This is a genomic window from Bifidobacterium rousetti (assembly GCF_008698235.1).
GTDB lineage: Bacteria > Actinomycetota > Actinomycetes > Actinomycetales > Bifidobacteriaceae > Bifidobacterium > Bifidobacterium rousetti.
On record NZ_PEBH01000015.1, the window covers coordinates 1 to 16,709 of the forward strand.

The window sequence follows — 16,709 nt, forward strand, 5'->3', positions numbered from 1 at the left end:
TTGGGGCCGGCTGGGGCTCCAAGGCGGGTTCGGGGGTTGGTGCCGGGGCCTTCGGCTGGGGCGCCGGGGCCTCCGGCTGCGGGGCGGGAGCCGGCTCGGACTCGACGGGCTGCGGCCCGGTCTCAGAACCAGCCGCTGCGGCCGACTCCGTCGGCTTGACCTGGGAAGACTCAGATTCCGGAGCCGGTTCATCGGCCTCGGATTCGACGGATTCATGCTGCGCGGGAGCCGTTCTGGCCGATTCCCCGTCGAAGGCGGATGCTTCGGCGGCCCGGGACTCCTGCTCCCCGGACACAGTGGAGGTGACGGTCGCCGCAGTCGATGCGCCGTGCGCGGGAGCCGATTCGGACGTATCGGAGCGTTCCGCCGCCGGCCGCTTCGCCGATGTCTCCGACGTCTCCGATGTTTCCGACGTCTCCGCCGGCTCGACGGTCGTCGACTCCTTCACGGCCTTTGCGGCCTCATCGGCCTGCGCCTTCCTGCGCTCTTCCTGCTCGCGGAGCTGCTCGCGCTCCTCGAAGACCTTGTCAAGATCGCGCTTGCGCGACTTGGAGAACCACACGGCGAGCAGGATCAGGACGATCGCGACTACGCCGATGCCAATCATGGCCAAAGTATTGCTATCCATGACCCCCAGTCTAATGAAGGGCGTCTATTGGCATCCCAAGTGGCGATCGCCCCCGCAGGACCCCGGTCAATCCCGGTCAGCCCCGGTCAACCCCGGCCCAACCCCACCTTGCCCGGTGACACCCCGTACGTTGATCGGGGGCATCTCGACGCTAGCCACGACTTACGTACGCCAGCCCCGGCTCAGCGTACGCGGATCGTGGCTCTGACCGCCCTATCACCCGAAAACGTACGTCCAGCCGACGGCAGCGTACGAATACGGGTGATCAGGCCGATATCGTCACGAGGAACGTACACCGAGCCGGACTCAGCGTACGCGTTCCGGGGTCAGGGCGTAATCGACCACAGAGAACGTACGCCGCAGGGCATCCCGAGGGCCGACTCCCCCGACCAAGCCGCCGACTAGACTGGCGTGACATGGCCACTTCCTCACGTATGACGTCGTATCAGCGACGGGAGCAACTCATCCGCATCGGACGGTCGCTGTTCGCGGCCAAGGGGTTCGAGGCGGTGAGCGTCGAGGAGATCGCCAGTCACGCGAAGGTCTCCAAGCCGATCGTCTACGAGCATTTCGGCGGCAAGGAGGGCCTGTACGCGGTGATCGTCGACCGTGAGATGCAGGCGCTGACCTCCACGCTCACCGCCGCGCTCGACGATCCGACGATGCACCCGCGGAGGATCGTCGAACGCACCGCGCTGGCGTTGCTGACGTACATCGAGGAGAACGCGGAGGGGTTTCAGGTACTGTCGCGCGATTCGCCGAGCACCGATCCGTCCGGGTCGTTCAGCTCGCTGCTGGGCGACATCTCCCTGCGCGTCGAGGACCTGCTCACGGCCACGTTCAAACGGCAGAAGCTCTCCCCCAAGGGCGTGCCGTACTACGCGCAGATGCTCGTCGGCATGACCGTGTTCACCGGGCAGTACTGGGCGGACCGGCCGAAGGTCAGCAAGGAGCAACTGGCCGCGTACATCGTCGACCTCGCGTGGCACGGGCTGAGTCGCCTCGACTCGAAGCCGAAACTGCTGTTCGAGGGCGAGCGCGCACGTCGCGCGGCGGCGAAGGCCGCGGGGAATACTGCGGGGAACGACGCGGCGAACACGGAGACCACGGACGCGAACGAAGCGGCACCGGCGGCACCGGAGTCGACTGCGGAGACGACTGCGGAGACGGCGAGCGCCGACAACGACGATCACACGGGACCGCGCGATGTGCGGAATACGGGTCCCAGTGACCACCAAGTGGGATGAGTGCTAGTGTGTGGCGTGGAAAGTACCACCCGATTTGTGATGTTGAGGACCGAGACCATATGACACTACCGGCGATGACGACGGCCAGCAGGACGGCCGGCAGGACGGTTAGCAGAACGGCCAACGCCAACAGGACGCCCAAGACCCTCACCTTCGTGGTCCCGGCCTACAACATGGAGACGTATCTTGAGCGTTGCGTGCTTTCGCTCACGGCCGCGAAGCGCATCGACGACATCGAGGTGCTCATCATCGACGACGGGTCGAAGGACGGCACGCTCGACGCGGCGCGCGCGTTCGAACGCCGATTCCCCGGAGTCGTCAGGGCGATTCATCAGGAGAACAAGGGGCATGGCGGCGCGGTCAACACCGGGATCGCCGAGGCCCGCGGCATGTACGTGAAGGTCGTGGACGCCGACGACTGGGTCGGCCCGGAATCGCTCGAACAGGTGATGGGCGTGCTGCGCGACGAGGCCGCGAAGGGCGGGAGTCGCACCACGAGCAGCACTGCGAGCAACGCGGACGGCACCGGTGGCGCGGACGGTACCGACGACGCCCCGATCGACATGCTCGTGACCAACTACGTATACGACAAGGTCGGCAAGCGCCACAAGCACGAAGTCAACTTCCGTCACGCGATGAAGGCCGGCGAGCGCCTCACCTGGGACGATATGGGCCATTTCGGGCTCGCGGAGTACATCCTGATGCATGCGCTGATCTTCCGCACGGCCGTCGTGCGCGAGTCGGGGATGCAGCTGCCGGAGCACACGTTCTACGTAGATTTCATCTACGCGTACCAGCCGTTCCCGTGGGTGAAGACGCTGCGCTACCTCGATACGCCGTTCTATCACTACTTCATCGGCCGCGACGGGCAGAGCGTGCAGACCGACGTGATGATCCGTCGCGTCGATCAGCTGATCCTGGTCAACCAGCGCATGGTTGAGGCGACTCCGGAGCGCGGCACCGTGCCGGACGGGCTGTACCGCTACATGATCCATTTCCTCGCGATCGAGAGCTCGGTGGCGAGCGTGTTCCTGATTCTCTCGCGCGATCCCGAGAACTACGCGAAGAAGAAGCGTCTGTGGGCCGACATCCGTGATCATTCGGCGTCCATCTACCATGATGTGCGCCGCAAGCCGATGTCGCGCGCGCTGAACCTGCACGGCTCGGCCGGGCGATTCGTGATCCGCTGGGGGTATCGCGTGGCCGAGCGCGTGGTCGGGTTCAACTAAATCTCTGCTCTCAGTTTGTCCCCGGCTCATCAAGCGAGACCGGGGGTGGTTAGCAGATCGGGCATTCCGGTAATCCCCCGATTATTCGGCGGAGGTGCCGGTCAGCGCCTCGTTGGACGCGATGACGGCCTTGGCGGCGGCGTCGAGGCTGCTCGTGGCGCCGCGCAGGTTGTCGGCGTAGTCGCGGATGGACTGCGTGGCGTCGTCAACCTCCTGCTGCGTGCCGTCGGCCGGGCAGGTGGGGGCGTCGCCGAGCTTGTCGACCTCGGCCTGCGCGGACTTGAGGTCATCCAGCAGGGAGGCGTCCTCGACGTCCTTCGCGGTGAGCTTGGCGGCTTCGTCGGCCGATTCCTGCGTGGTCTTCAGCGCCTCCTGATGCGCCTTCAGGGACTCGATCTGCAGCTGGCAGTTCTCGACGGATTCGGCGCTCGCCTTGCCGCCGCCGTTGGTCAGCATGAACGCGACGACCGCGATCACGACCACCACGATCGCGGCGATGACGCCGATGATCAGTCCCTTCTTCGACTTCTTGGCGGAGTTCGCGGCGGCCTCGGCGTTCGCGGCGGGCTCGGAGTTCGCGGCGGACTCGGTGCCGTCGACGCGGTTCGCGGCGGCCGTGGTGTTCTCGTTCTTCTGCTCGTCGGTCATGGTCATACGCTCCTTCATCTTCGATGCTGTCTCAATGCTGTTTTGATACTGTCGGTCTGATTCCCGGTCCTGTCGTCGGCCGCGTCCGCGCCTTCGCCGCCCTCTTCCGAAACGGATCGGCTAGGCCGCACCGCTGAATCTCCCATACAGGCAAACCCGCCCCAGCCTACTCTCCCCGTCCCGCGTCGCAACCGACGCTCACCAAGCGAAACGAAACCGTCCGCGACCCATCGGATAAGACGCGACGCATCATCGGCCCCGCGTTCTATTGCCGCCCCCGTTCCCCATCATCGCCCTCGTCGCCCATCGCCGGTCCCACTCCCCATCGCCGACCCCGTTCCCCATCATCGGCCCCACTCCCCATCGCCGACCTCGCACCCCGTACCGGGAACAGGCCTGTTCAACAACCTCGCTGCTGACTTCACGCGTGACCTCGCACCCCGTACCGGGAACAGGCCCTCTCCGCCTGACCACCCCCCCACACACAGCATCGTCGGCACCCGGCGCGGGGCGAAGCACGCCCAACACAGCCACCAGAACAACCGACACCCCGACACGACGCACAATTGACAAAAACATAGGAACGCCCCCATCATCGGCCTCGTTCCCCATCGCCGACCCCGTTCCCCATCGCCGACCCTGCTCTCGCATATCGTCCTTCACATCTCGACATTCCCAGCGCAACAATTTCCCGAGATAAAGGGGCACTTCCGGAAATTGTTGCGCTGAGTCGGAGTCAGTGCAACAATTTCCGGAAACCAAGGGAGATTTCGAGAGATTGTTGCGCTGAGATCGACTGAGCGCAACAATTTCAGGAGATCGGGGATAATTTCGGGAATTTGTTGCGCTGTGTTGCGCTGTGCCGAGGGAACTGTCTCTTTAAGTGTGTAACTGGTGGGTGTCCATGCAGAGTCAGCGCAGAATCAGCGCGACAAATTCGGGATTGCCCCAGCAACGCGGAGACCACGCCCTCGCGCCTGAAGCTGTCCTCGCCGAGGTCGGGATTTCCCGGTGGCGTGGAAACCACGGTGATGATGGTGATGATGGAGACCTGCTTATCGGATTGCCCCGGCGGAGTGGAAACCACCAATCTTCGAGCATGCGCCCGCGCCGGATGAGCGATTGCCCCCGGCGGCGTGAAGACCACGGTCGCGTCCGCCGTGGGCCTGAGCCTGCGACTGATTGCCCCCGGCGGCGTGGAGGCCACGGGAGCAAAAATCGAACAAATCGTGAAGCTCGTATGAAGGTGACATGGAGTTATTGGGCCGGTATCGCGGATATGGGAGGGCCGGGCGCGCGGAGGGGATAAGTTATGAAGTCGCTGGAGAGGCTGGTATACGCCGCCGGATAGTACTGGGTTGCTCCGGGTGTAGCTCCGGAGACTCGGAGAGACTCGGGGGCGACACCGGGTTGCGCCGGGCAGAGGCGAAGTACCGGAACCGCCTAGAACAAGCCGAGTAAGAACAACGACCAACGTCGAGGCCCGGGTAACCGGGAAACAAGACCCGAGGGGAGTCATGCCGCAGGAGCCGATGGAATCACTGGAACCGATGGAGCCGTCGTATGAGCTGTCGGACGAGGAGCGGGCGGCGCGGCGGGCCCGGCGCGCGGGGCGGTCGGGCCGCATGACGCCGAAGTTCGTCGGGCAGGCGGTTGAGTCGGATACCGCGCAGTCGTCGCCGCTGGTGTCGGTGATCGTCACGGTCCATGACGCGGCGGAGACCGTGCGATTCTGCGTCGACTCGATCCTGCGTCAGTCGTACGCGAATCTCGAGGTGATTCTGGTCGATGACGGGTCGAACGACGACAGTTCCGCGATCCTGCGCGAGTACGAGCATCGCGACGACCGCGTGACGACGATCTTCCTGAACGGGCGGGTGAGCGAGCGGGATGATGCAGGAAGCGGCGGGCAGAACGCACACAACGCGAATGACGTGGCCAGCGCAGGCGCAGATGCCGCGGGCGATGTCAGCGCCGCCGATACGGACGCGCCCACGGCAAGCGACGCGATCGACGACGCGGCCGCGGAGAACGGGGACGTCGCGGCGCGGGCGCGGAACGCCGGGCTGGACGCTGCGCATGGCGAGTACGTGATGTTCGCGGGCAGCGACGGGATTCTGGATCGCCGCGGCGTCGAACTGCTGCTGCACGCGCTGATCAGGACCGGCGCGGACATGGCCAAGTCGCGTCGCGAGCGGTTCACGGCCGACCAGTTGTACACCGCGGCCGAGGCGGCGGTCGAGGGCGCGCGCGAGCCGGAGACGGTCACGGTGTTCACGGACGCGCTCGAGGCGTATCAGAGCGTGTTCCTGCGCAGTGTGCGCGTGATCGGCGACGAGTTCGGCCGCAACACCGAGTCGCGGTATCTGGACGACGAGGATTGGGGACGGCTGTATCGCGCGGCGATCTGGGACGGCGTGCGGCTGCCGGAGGGGATCTACTCGCCGGAGCTGCTGGCCGCGGGCGAACTGTACTCGCGCATGGGCAAGGTCGCGGACGTGGATGCGGTGCTGTACCGGCTGCGGGATGCGGACGACGCGGATGAACGCTGGGAACTCGGTGGCAGGCCGGATGACGATACCGCTGCAGACGATACGACCAGCAGAAACGGCAACCGCAAACAGCCGCAACGCCGCTTCCGGTACTACCACGACCGGTTCACGGCGGGGACGGCGAACTTCCGGTTCGCCCTCGAGCGGGGGATTCTGCCCGCGCGCAGCTACTACACGATGGTGACCGCGTACGAGGGCGCGAAGTCCGCGCCTGACTTCGACGAGCCGGAGCATCGCGAGCAGTTCGCGCTGGACACGGCCGAGCTCGAGGAGCTGCGCGGGAAGCTGAGCGTCGGCCAGCGAATCAGGTGCATGGGCGTCAAGCAGATGCGCCTGTTCGAGCAGCGCGCGAGAAAGCTCCTGCCGGCGACGATGTCGCAGTCGCGGTACATGCCGGAGGCGGCGGGAGCGACGGAGACGGAGGCGAGGCAAGAGCCGAGGACGGAGTAGTGTTGAACCACAACGCGACAACGTACATTACCAGTACGTTAGAAACCACAAGTCACAAGAGTCACAAGAGTCACAAGTAAGGAACAACTGATGGCGGAAAACACGCAATACCCCGATCTCGTGATCGTCGGCGCGGGCCTGTTCGGCCTGACCGTCGCCCAGCAGGCGGTGGAGCGCGCGGGCGCGCGGGTGCACATCATCGACGTGCGCGATCACATCGGCGGCAACGCCTACTCCTACTTCGACAAGGAGACCGGCGCGGAGATCCACAAGTACGGCGCGCACCTGTTCCACACGTCGAACGAGCGCGTGTGGAAGTACGTGAACCGCTTCACCGAGTTCACGGACTACGTGCACCGCGTGTACGCCACGCACGACGGCGAGGTCTACCCGCTGCCGATCAACCTCGGGACGATCAACCAGTTCTTCCACGCGCATTACACGCCCGCCGAGGCTCGCGCGCTGGTCGAGGAGCAGGCCGGCGAGCTGGCCGGGTCCGACCCGCAGAACCTCAACGACAAGGGCATCCAGCTGATCGGTCGCCCGCTGTACGAGGCGTTCATCAAGAACTACACGGCCAAGCAGTGGCAGACCGATCCGGCCGAATTGCCGGCGTCGATCATCAAGCGCCTGCCGGTGCGTTTCAACTACGACAATCGCTACTTCAAGGACATCTGGGAGGGCCTGCCGAAGGACGGCTACACCGCGTGGTTCGAGAAGATGATCGACGATCCCCGCATCACGGTGGAGCTCGGAGTCGATTTCTTCGACGAGACGCAGCCGTATAACAAGAAGGCGCTGCGCGAGGCCGGCGTGCCGGTCGTGTACACCGGTCCGGTCGACCGCTACTTCGACTACGAGCTCGGCGACCTCAAGTGGCGCACGGTCGACTTCAAGGAGGTCCGCTACGACGAGGACGACCACTTCGGCTGCCCGGTCATGAACTTCTCCGATGCCGACGTGCCGTACACCCGTGCGATCGAGTTCAAGAACTTCAATCCGGAGCGCGCCGCGTCGTACACGCCCGGCAAGACCGTGGTGTGGGAGGAGTACTCCCGCTTCGCCGAGCGCGGCGACGAGCCGTACTACCCGATCAACACCGACGAGGACAAGGCCCTGTACGCGCAGTACGCCGCGAAGGCCGCGGCCGAGCCGAAGACCGTCTTCGGCGGTCGACTCGGCACGTACAAGTACTACGACATGCACAACGTCATCGACACGGCTTTGACCGCCTACGAGGAGCAGGTCGCGCCGCTGCTCGCGAAGTGAGGGTCCGCAGGCTCGGTCGGAGTCGATTCGACGCATCTGATTCGACCGTGTGATTCAGCTGTGTGATGGCCGGTTCGATTGGTCTTCCCGAGGTGATCGAACCGGCCATCCTTATTCGTATCGACCGTATCGGGCATCCCGTACCGGGAACAGACCGAGAACAAACAGACCGATGGAACAGACCGAGATCAGGGAGGAAGGGGACCCATCATGCGCGGAGCCAATCGCGGCACTCACAAGGCACGCAAGGCGACCCGGCAGACCCGTCGGAGACGGCAATGGATTGTCGCCGTGCTGATTCCGGTCATCATCGTGGCGATCGTCATAGCAGGCTTTGTGGCAAGCCCCCCCCGAAGCAAAATCTGAATAAAAACGATGATTCCTCCACAATCACGGGGACGCGGACCAGCCTGCTCGCCAATGCCACCGCAGTGGACCGGTACGCCCTGACCTTCAGCTGGGTGAATCCGGGAACGTCACCGCAACAGGCGTATCGCATCACGGTGTATTCCCACGCGGACGGCGAGCGCCCGGTCTTTCGTGGCGAATGGGTGAAGTCCTCCCGGCAGACGGCGGTCACCGTCGAGGGGCTACGGGAGAAGACGGAGGACAATCAGCTCTACTACTGGACCGTCGACGTGAAATACCAGGACGGCAGTCAGGAATCCTCCTCCAGAACACCCTTCGTCACCGCGGTCGGACGCGCGTGGGAGTCCACGGATCTGATGTGGGCCGGCAGCCATTCGGGGTTGTTCCGGGCGAGCGTGAGATCCGGCGCGAACGTAGCCAAGGCCGTGCTCACCGTCACGGGGTTGAATACGGAGGCCGCCAGACGCAACGTGTACGACCTGTACGTCAATGGCGAGGAGATCGGCGTGGGGCCGAATCGGAGCTCCGGCGGCACGGTGTACTACAACGCCTACGACATCACCAAGCATCTGCGTCGCACGTCTTCCAACATGATCGGCACCTATGCCTATTCGTCGTCGGATGGGAACGCCGCGGGACTGCTGATGCAGCTGACCTACTTCTATGATGACGGCACGAGCGCGGTCGTCTACAATTCCGCGCGAGATCACGCGATCACGCAGGCTATGCCGACGGACGACATCGTCTACCGAGACCCGATGCAGAGCATCGGCACCACGTATTACGCCGAACTCGCGCAGAACGTGGATGTGACGCGATGGCCGGCCGACTGGCAGGAGCAGGGCACACTGTCATCGACGACACAGACTGCCGCATCTTGGCGCCAGCCCACGTACGCCACATTCCCGCAGGGCAGGACCCTGCGCCCCGCCATCACAGGCAACACCAGCCGCACAATCGTCGATCCCGCGTCGGTCACCCATAACACGGACGGCTCCTGGACGGTGGACTTCGGCAGGGAGATCGAGGGCGACGTCCAATTGTCTGTCACCGACGCACCGGCCACGGACATCACCATCGATCTCGGCGAGGAGCTGGAGAACGGCAAGGCGAGGAGCGCGCTGCGCACCGGCAACCATTACCACGAGACGTGGCATATGCAGGGCACCATGTCCTGGCGCGGCATGAGTCTCAAGGGGTTCCGCTACGCGACGATCACGAATTACCCGGGAACGCTCGATGCTCGCGGCATCAAGGGGTTGCAGGTCGTTATGGACGGCGGCGCGGGGACATCGTCATTCCAGTCGAATGTCACGGCGTTGAACACCCTGTGGGAGTTCGGGCGGCGCACCACGGACGCGACCACCATCGACACGATCCCCGACAGCGTCACCCGCGAACGAGGCATCTATGAGGGAGACGCGCTGATCATCGCCGACCTCTCCTACGCCATGGAAGACGATCCGCTGCCCATCCGCAACACATGGAACTATCTGCTGGATTCGCCGACGCAGTACACCGAATACCGGCTCATGACCGCGATCGGCGTATACGAGGATTGGCTGCACACCGGCGACGACACGTACGTGCGCGGCGTCTACGAGCGGCTGAAGCCTCTGCTCGACACGGTGACCTACGACGAGGCGATCGGGCTGGTGCGGACGACCGCGGACACCACCGATCTGGTGGATTGGCCGCGCAGCGAAACCGTCGGATACGACTTCGATAACACGCGGTACAAGACCGCCGTCAACGCCGTCGCGTATCGCGCGTACACGTCGATGGCGCATCTCGCCGAAATCGTGGGGTCGCAGACCGACGCGGAGCTGTACAACAACATGGCCAAGTCCATCAAAACGACCATGCTCGCGAAACTCTACAACGCCACCACCGCGTCGTTCTACGACGGGCTGAACGCCAATGGCGGTCTCGTGGAACATCACATCGCGCAGAACGACTACTACGCGTTGTGGGCGGGCGTGTACGCCGACGATGCACAGGCGGATGCCATCGCCAAGACCGTCACCGCCAGCGGACATCAGACCGAAGGCAGCATCTACGCTGCCTACTTCCTGTACATGGGACTGTATCGGACCAGCAACGGACAGTTGGTGCAACGTCTGTTGACCGACGATTCGGGTGATACCCGATCCTATCTGACCGTCATCAAGGAGCTGGGCGCGACCATCGCGCCGGAGGCGTGGAATCCGCAACTCAAGCCCAATATGACCTTCAGTCACCCGTGGGGCGCCGGCGGACCGGCCGCCATGACACAGGGCACAGCCGGGGTCGTACCGACCGCCGCAGGATGGTCGAAGGCCGAGATACGGCTGCAACTGGGCGATGGGCAGACCGTCACGACGGAGACCGCGACGCCGCTGGGGCCGGTGCGGATCAAGACGTCGAAGACCGCCAATGGGCAGATCACGGCGACCGTCAGCGTACCCAACGGTATGCGGGCTACGTTGTCGGAACCGGCGGACGGCGGGAAGATCGTCGTCGAGGGGAAGACAGTTGGCGAAGAGTCGGCTAAGAGCGAGGTGTCACCGGTCATCCTGTCCGCGGGCAAGCACGAGATACGCATCGAGTAGGGTGGCCAACCAGCTCTAGGCCGCCTCCCCCGCTCGCGCTACCGTCCGGGTTCTAGATAGAAGCGCAACGCCCGCTCTATGGTTGGAAGTGTTCAGGTTCTAACTGGAGAAGGTGTTGCGCTCATGAGGAAAGTGTATTCCCACCTGTCGGCCGAGGAGCGAGTCCGGATCGACGAGCTGAGGAACCGCGAGGGGCTCGGCGTGTGCCAGATCGCGCTGAGGATCGGCCGGGACAAGTCCACCGTCAGCCGCGAGCTGAGGCGCGGCCTGTGGTTCGCGTCCAACGAGAACGACTCCTACCGTCCGTACAGGCCGAAACGCCTGAAGACGGGCGCATGGACCGCGCGCCCGTTCTACTCGGCCATGACCGCGCAACGCAAGGCCGAGACACGCGCCCGCAGGTCGCGCAAGCCCCTGCGCATGGCGTACGACCCGCTGCTCTCCTGGGTGATGGACGCCCTGCGCAAGGGATGGACGCCGGAGCTGATCGAGGGGCGGCTCAGGGTCCAGTTCCCGGCCGACGCGCGCATGCGGATAAGCCACGAGTGCCTCTACCAGTGGATCTACGCGAAACCGCAGAGGGCGCTGGACCTCAGGCAGTACCTGCCGCGCGGCAAACGGCACCGCACACGTTCGAAGGGCAGGAGGGTGAAGGGAGCGCGCATCCCGATGCGCGTGCCGATCGCCGACCGGCCCAAGAGCGTGGACTCGCGCCGCGGGTTCGGCCACTTCGAGTCCGACACCATCGTCGGCACGGCACCCTCGAAACGGTGCATCGACACGCAGGTCGAACGCAGGAGCCGCCGCCTGTTCGCCCGGTTCATCCCCGACAAGAGCGCGCTGGCGACCGCGCGCGCCGAATACGACATCTACAGCCGCATCCCCGCGCCCGCGCGCATCGACCGCACCTGGGACAACGGCACGGAATCCTCCTGCCACCTGCTCGTGGACGAGGCGCTCGGCATGCTCACCTACTATGCGGACCCGTACTCCTCGTACCAGCGCGGCACGAACGAGAACCGCAACGGCAGGATCCGCCGCTACCTGCCCAAGAGGACCAGCTTCGACGACCTGTCGGACGAGGACCTGCAGGCCATCGTCCAGGAGATCAACGACACCCCGCTGAAGGTCCTGAACTGGGAAACGCCCAACGAGGTTTGGTACCGCGAGCTCGACAGGGTAATGTCAAAGACAAGCCACCCAAAGACGAGCGTTGCACTTACAAATTGAATCCGGGCCGCGGAAGGCCCGCCTGTACACTTGTAAGGTATGGCTGAAGAAGTGTTTACCCCCCATAACATCATCGTGACCGGTGGCTGCGGGTTCATCGGTTCGAACTTCGTGCATTACGTGTACAACAATCACCCGGACGTGCATGTCACGGTGTTGGACGCGTTGACGTACGCGGGCAATCTGGAGAACATCCGTCCGATCCTGGGCGATCGGGTGGAGTTCGTGCATGGCAATATCTGCGACGCGGAGCTGCTGGACCGGCTGGTGCCGGGTCATGACGCGATCGTGCATTACGCGGCCGAGTCGCACAACGACAACTCGATCGCGAACCCGGAGCCGTTCCTGAAAACCAACGTGGAGGGCACGTTCCGCCTGCTGGAGGCGGCGCGCAAGTACGGCGTGCGCTACCATCACGTGAGCACGGACGAGGTGTACGGCGATCTCGCGCTGGACGATCCGGCGAAGTTCACCGAGGAGACCCCGTACCATCCGTCGTCCCCGTATTCGTCGACGAAGGCGAGCTCGGATCTGCTGGTGCGCGCGTGGCATCGCACGTTCGGGATCCGCGCGACGATCTCGAACTGCTCGAACAACTACGGCCCGTACCAGCATGTGGAGAAGTTCATCCCGCGCCAGATCACGAACATCCTCGAGGGACTGCGTCCTAAGCTGTACGGCAACGGGTCGAACGTGCGCGACTGGATCCACACGGACGACCACTCCACCGGCGTGTGGACGATCCTGACCAAGGGCCGTATCGGCGAGACGTACCTGATCGGCGCGGACGGCGAGCGCGACAACCTGACGGTGCTGCGCGACATCCTGACCGTGATGGGCAAGTCGCCGGACGACTTCGACTGGGTGAAGGACCGTCCAGGCCATGACCGCCGGTACGCGATCGACGCGACGAAGCTGCGCACGGAGCTGGGCTGGCGGCCCGTGCACACGGACTTCCAGAAGGGCCTCGAGCAGACAATCAAGTGGTACACGGACAACCGCGCCTGGTGGGAGCCGGCCAAGGCCGCCACCGAGGAACGGTACAAGCGGCAGGGGCAGTGATCATGGGTTTTGAGTTCGAGAAGGATTTGAAGGTTACGGAGACGAACATCCCGGGGCTGCTGGTGTTCGATCTGCCGGTGCACGGGGACAACCGGGGCTGGTTCAAGGAGAACTGGCAGCGCGCGAAGATGACCGCGCTGGGCCTGCCGGATTTCGGGCCGGTGCAGAACAACATCAGCTATAACGCGACAAGGGGCGTGACGCGCGGCATCCACGCGGAGCCGTGGGACAAGTACATCTCGATCGCGTCCGGCGAAATCTTCGGCGCGTGGGTGGATTTGCGTCCGGGCGAGAGCTTCGGTCAGGTGTACACGACGCGGTTGGACCCGTCGCGCGCGATCTACGTGCCGCGCGGCGTGGGCAACAGCTTCCAGGCGCTCGAGGACGGGACGGTGTACACGTACCTAGTCAACGCGCACTGGAGCCTGGAGCAGAAGAAGACGTACACGTTCGTCAACCTCGCCGACCCGACCCTGGGCATCCAGTGGCCGATCCCGCTCGAGGAGAGCGAGCGGAGCGAGGCGGACCTGCATCACCCGATGCTCGCGGACGCCAGGCCGATGGCGCCGAAGCGCACGCTGGTGACAGGCTGCAACGGGCAGCTGGGCCACGCGATCCGCGCGTACGCCGAGACGCATCACCTGGAGTGCTTCGAGTACACGGACATCGACACGTTCGACTTCTCCGACCCGACGGCCTACGAACGGTTCGACTGGAGTCTGTACGGGACGATCATCAACGCGGGCGCGTTCACGGCCGTCGACAAAGCCGAGACCGCGGAGGGCCGCCCGGTCGCGTGGAAGGCCAACGCCGCCGGGCCCGCGCTGCTCGCGCGCGTGGCCGCGGAGCACCACATCACGCTCGTGCACGTCAGCTCCGACTACGTGTTCGACGGGACGCGCGAGGAGCACACGGAAACCGAGGCGTTCGCCCCGTTGGGCGTGTACGGGCAGACCAAGGCCGCGGGCGACATCGCCGTGGCCAACGCGCCCGAGCACTACATCCTGCGCTCCAGCTGGGTGATCGGCGAGGGCCACAACTTCGTCAAGACCATGATGGCGCTCTCGAACCGCGTGGCCGACCCGGCGGACGCGCTGAACCAGGTCACAGTGGTCGACGACCAGTATGGTCGCCTCACGTTCACGAAAGACATGGCCGAGGCGATCTTCCACCTGCTCGACTCCCACGCCCCCTACGGCACGTACAACCTCACCGGTTCCGGCGCGGTCAGGTCCTGGGCCGACATCGCCACCGCCGTGTTCGAACAGACCAACCACAACGGCGACAAGGTCAAGCCCATCTCGACCGCCGACTACTTCGCCAACGCAAAGAACCCCGTGTCGCCGCGCCCGGTCCACAGCGCGCTCGACCTGACCAAGATCGAGACGGCCGGATACACGCCCGCCGACTGGGAGGACAGCCTCAGGGAGTACGTCGCCCGGGAACTCGGGAAGTAAGCGCCAACTTTCACAAGAGAAGGCGCCGTTTTGGTTGCTTTCCGCGTTACAAGGGGTACATTTCCTTCGCCGCGGACATCTATCTCACTTATGAGGGGTACATACCTCAGGTATACGGGCTCGGGAACCGCATAATGGTCACACAGTCAAGCGGTTTCCGAGCCTTTGTACTTGGTACACGTACCCCTCGTAACGCAGATAGATGTCCGCACATGGGCAAAAGTACCCCTTGTAACAGAGTTAGGGTCATTCTCGAACGGATTATCTGCCTATCTACCTGCCCAGCGCCTTGAGCTGGCCTACGGTGATGACCTTGGAGGCGAAGAGCGCGGCGAGGTACGCGGCGTAGATGAGCGCGTACAGTGCGGCGAGCGCGAGCAGCCCGAGACCTTTGTTGGCGGCCCCCATAGCCCCCATACCGGCGACGCCGCCGAAATACGTGAAACCAAGCCGCACGACCAGCCACAAAGCCACGTTCGCGCCGAGGACGATCCATGTGCGGCGCAGCATCACCCGTCCGACTTTCTGCCGCACGCGCAGGAACGTGACCAGCATCGCGAGCCCCGTGCAGGTCACGCTGGCGACGGCGATCCCGGTGATGCCAAACAAGCGCGCGGCGACGATGAACACGGGGATCACGACCACGAGCGACACGATGGACAGCACGTCGGAGAACCGGCTGGAACCGAACGAGTTCAGCACCATGTTAAGGATCACCGTGATCCCCATGAAGAAGTTCGAGAACGACAGGCAGGAGAGGGCCGTCGAGGCCACATCGAACGAGGGGCCGTAGAACGCGGCCAGCAGGTCGGCGCTGCTCGCCGAGACGACCGCGCAGATCGGCAGGATGAACACGAACGCCACGAGCAGCAGGTCCGCGGTGCGCGAGACGGCCTCGTCGCGCCGCCCCTCCCCCACCAGCTTCGCGACCACGGGCAGGATGATCGTGGAGAACGCCTGCAGCAGGTAGTAGGCGATTTTGCCGAAGTTCATCGCGCCGGTGTAGTAGCCGGCCATCGACGCGGGTTCGACGACCGCCTTGACGATCAGGGTGTCGACGCTCAGTACGAGCGACACCATGATGAAGAAGAACGAGAAGCTCAGCGTGTGCGTGGCGACGTAGCGGAAGGGGATGCGTTCCGGTGCCCGTCGGCCGGCGTCGAGCGCCTGCAACGTCCGCTGTTCCTGCTGTTCCCGCAACTCCCCGCGCCGCGCGAACAGCAGCGCACAGCCGAGGAGAATTGTGAGGACCACGGCGAGCAGGAAGCCGATTTCGACGCCGATGACCGGGTCGTCGCGGAACACGAGGATGATGAGCGGGATCACGCCGAGCTTGGCGATCGGGTAGAACGTGCTCAGCAGCGCGCTCGTGCCGAAGCGCTGGAGGCCGTCGTTGACGCCGAGCAGGACGGTTTGCAGGCCGTTGACGACGACGAGGAACGCGGCGACGCGGAAGTAGCGGTCGAGCGAGGCGTCGTTGAGGACGATGCCGAACAGGGGCGCGCCGAGGAAGTTCACGCAGAAGAAGAACGCGACGACGATCAGCTGGAAGGCGAGCGTTTTGCCGACGACGTCGCGGAAGTCGTAGCGGCGGCGGGAGATCTCGCTGGCGACGGACTGGCGGGCGCCGTTCGAGACGAACATGTATTCGAAGTCGAGGACGGTGATGATCGTGCCGACCACGCCGTAGGCGGCCGGGGGCATCGTGTTGCCGAGGAAGAAGTGCAGCGCGTAGCCGCTGACGAAGAACACGATGTTGCTGATCAGGTTCAGCACGAGGCCTCGGCGCATATGTCCTCCGGATGGGTCTGGTTTACGGGTCTGGTTACGGGTTATGGATCCGGTTACGGGTCCGAATACGAGTGATGGTGGCGTATCGCGGATACGATACGCCACCATCGGAACAACCGGGGGCTCTGCGCCAGATTTTTGAATCCCCTTGTCGGGGGAGCTGTCCGAAACCCCAGCGACTTGGAA

11 protein-coding genes are annotated in these 16,709 nt (G+C 64.4%); 8 read left to right on the forward strand and 3 right to left on the reverse strand.

Features of this window, described 5'->3' with window-relative positions; all coding sequences use genetic code 11:
• Window positions 1-628: prolipoprotein diacylglyceryl transferase (locus tag CSQ85_RS12125; protein WP_223846974.1), on the reverse strand; the 628-nt coding region annotated here is incomplete at its 3' end.
• Between the two features lie 434 nt (window positions 629-1,062).
• On the opposite strand from CSQ85_RS12125, the gene CSQ85_RS12130 reads away from it, so the two are divergent.
• Complete coding sequence (locus CSQ85_RS12130) at window positions 1,063-1,875, forward strand: TetR/AcrR family transcriptional regulator (protein WP_190973040.1); 813 nt, start codon at window positions 1,063-1,065, stop codon at window positions 1,873-1,875.
• A 173-nt stretch (window positions 1,876-2,048) separates the two neighbouring features.
• On the forward strand, window positions 2,049-3,104 hold the full coding sequence (locus CSQ85_RS12135) for a glycosyltransferase family 2 protein (RefSeq protein WP_395956943.1): 1,056 nt from the start codon (window positions 2,049-2,051) through the stop codon (window positions 3,102-3,104).
• Window positions 3,105-3,185: 81 nt separating this feature from the next.
• Here CSQ85_RS12135 and CSQ85_RS12140 read toward each other — a convergent pair whose 3' ends face one another.
• The gene (locus CSQ85_RS12140) at window positions 3,186-3,758 is read right to left on the reverse strand and encodes a hypothetical protein (RefSeq protein ID WP_150384226.1); all 573 of its coding nucleotides are present in this window, start codon (window positions 3,756-3,758) and stop codon (window positions 3,186-3,188) included.
• A gap of 1,526 nt (window positions 3,759-5,284) precedes the next feature.
• On the opposite strand from CSQ85_RS12140, the gene CSQ85_RS12145 reads away from it, so the two are divergent.
• The 6 genes from CSQ85_RS12145 to CSQ85_RS12170 all read left to right on the forward strand — a co-directional run bounded on the left by CSQ85_RS12145 (window position 5,285) and on the right by CSQ85_RS12170 (window position 14,732).
• Complete coding sequence (locus tag CSQ85_RS12145; protein ID WP_190973036.1) at window positions 5,285-6,754, forward strand: glycosyltransferase family 2 protein; 1,470 nt, start codon at window positions 5,285-5,287, stop codon at window positions 6,752-6,754.
• 90 nt (window positions 6,755-6,844) lie between these two features.
• On the forward strand, window positions 6,845-8,023 hold the full coding sequence (gene glf, locus CSQ85_RS12150) for a UDP-galactopyranose mutase (RefSeq protein ID WP_150384228.1): 1,179 nt from the start codon (window positions 6,845-6,847) through the stop codon (window positions 8,021-8,023).
• Between the two features lie 278 nt (window positions 8,024-8,301).
• Entirely contained in the window at window positions 8,302-10,983 is a 2,682-nt protein-coding gene (locus CSQ85_RS12155) for a family 78 glycoside hydrolase catalytic domain (RefSeq protein WP_449495019.1), read from the forward strand.
• Between the two features lie 123 nt (window positions 10,984-11,106).
• A complete protein-coding gene (locus CSQ85_RS12160) occupies window positions 11,107-12,213 on the forward strand; it encodes an IS30 family transposase (RefSeq protein WP_150384230.1) in 1,107 nt (368 codons plus the stop codon).
• A 39-nt stretch (window positions 12,214-12,252) separates the two neighbouring features.
• Window positions 12,253-13,275 (forward strand): dTDP-glucose 4,6-dehydratase, encoded by a 1,023-nt coding sequence (gene rfbB, locus CSQ85_RS12165; protein ID WP_150384231.1) that lies wholly within the window; start codon window positions 12,253-12,255, stop codon window positions 13,273-13,275.
• A 2-nt stretch (window positions 13,276-13,277) separates the two neighbouring features.
• On the forward strand, window positions 13,278-14,732 hold the full coding sequence (locus CSQ85_RS12170; protein WP_150384232.1) for a sugar nucleotide-binding protein: 1,455 nt from the start codon (window positions 13,278-13,280) through the stop codon (window positions 14,730-14,732).
• 273 nt (window positions 14,733-15,005) lie between these two features.
• On the opposite strand, the gene CSQ85_RS12175 is transcribed toward CSQ85_RS12170, so the two are convergent.
• The gene (locus CSQ85_RS12175; protein WP_190973038.1) at window positions 15,006-16,523 is read right to left on the reverse strand and encodes an MATE family efflux transporter; all 1,518 of its coding nucleotides are present in this window, start codon (window positions 16,521-16,523) and stop codon (window positions 15,006-15,008) included.
• Between the last annotated feature and the right edge of the window lie 186 nt (window positions 16,524-16,709).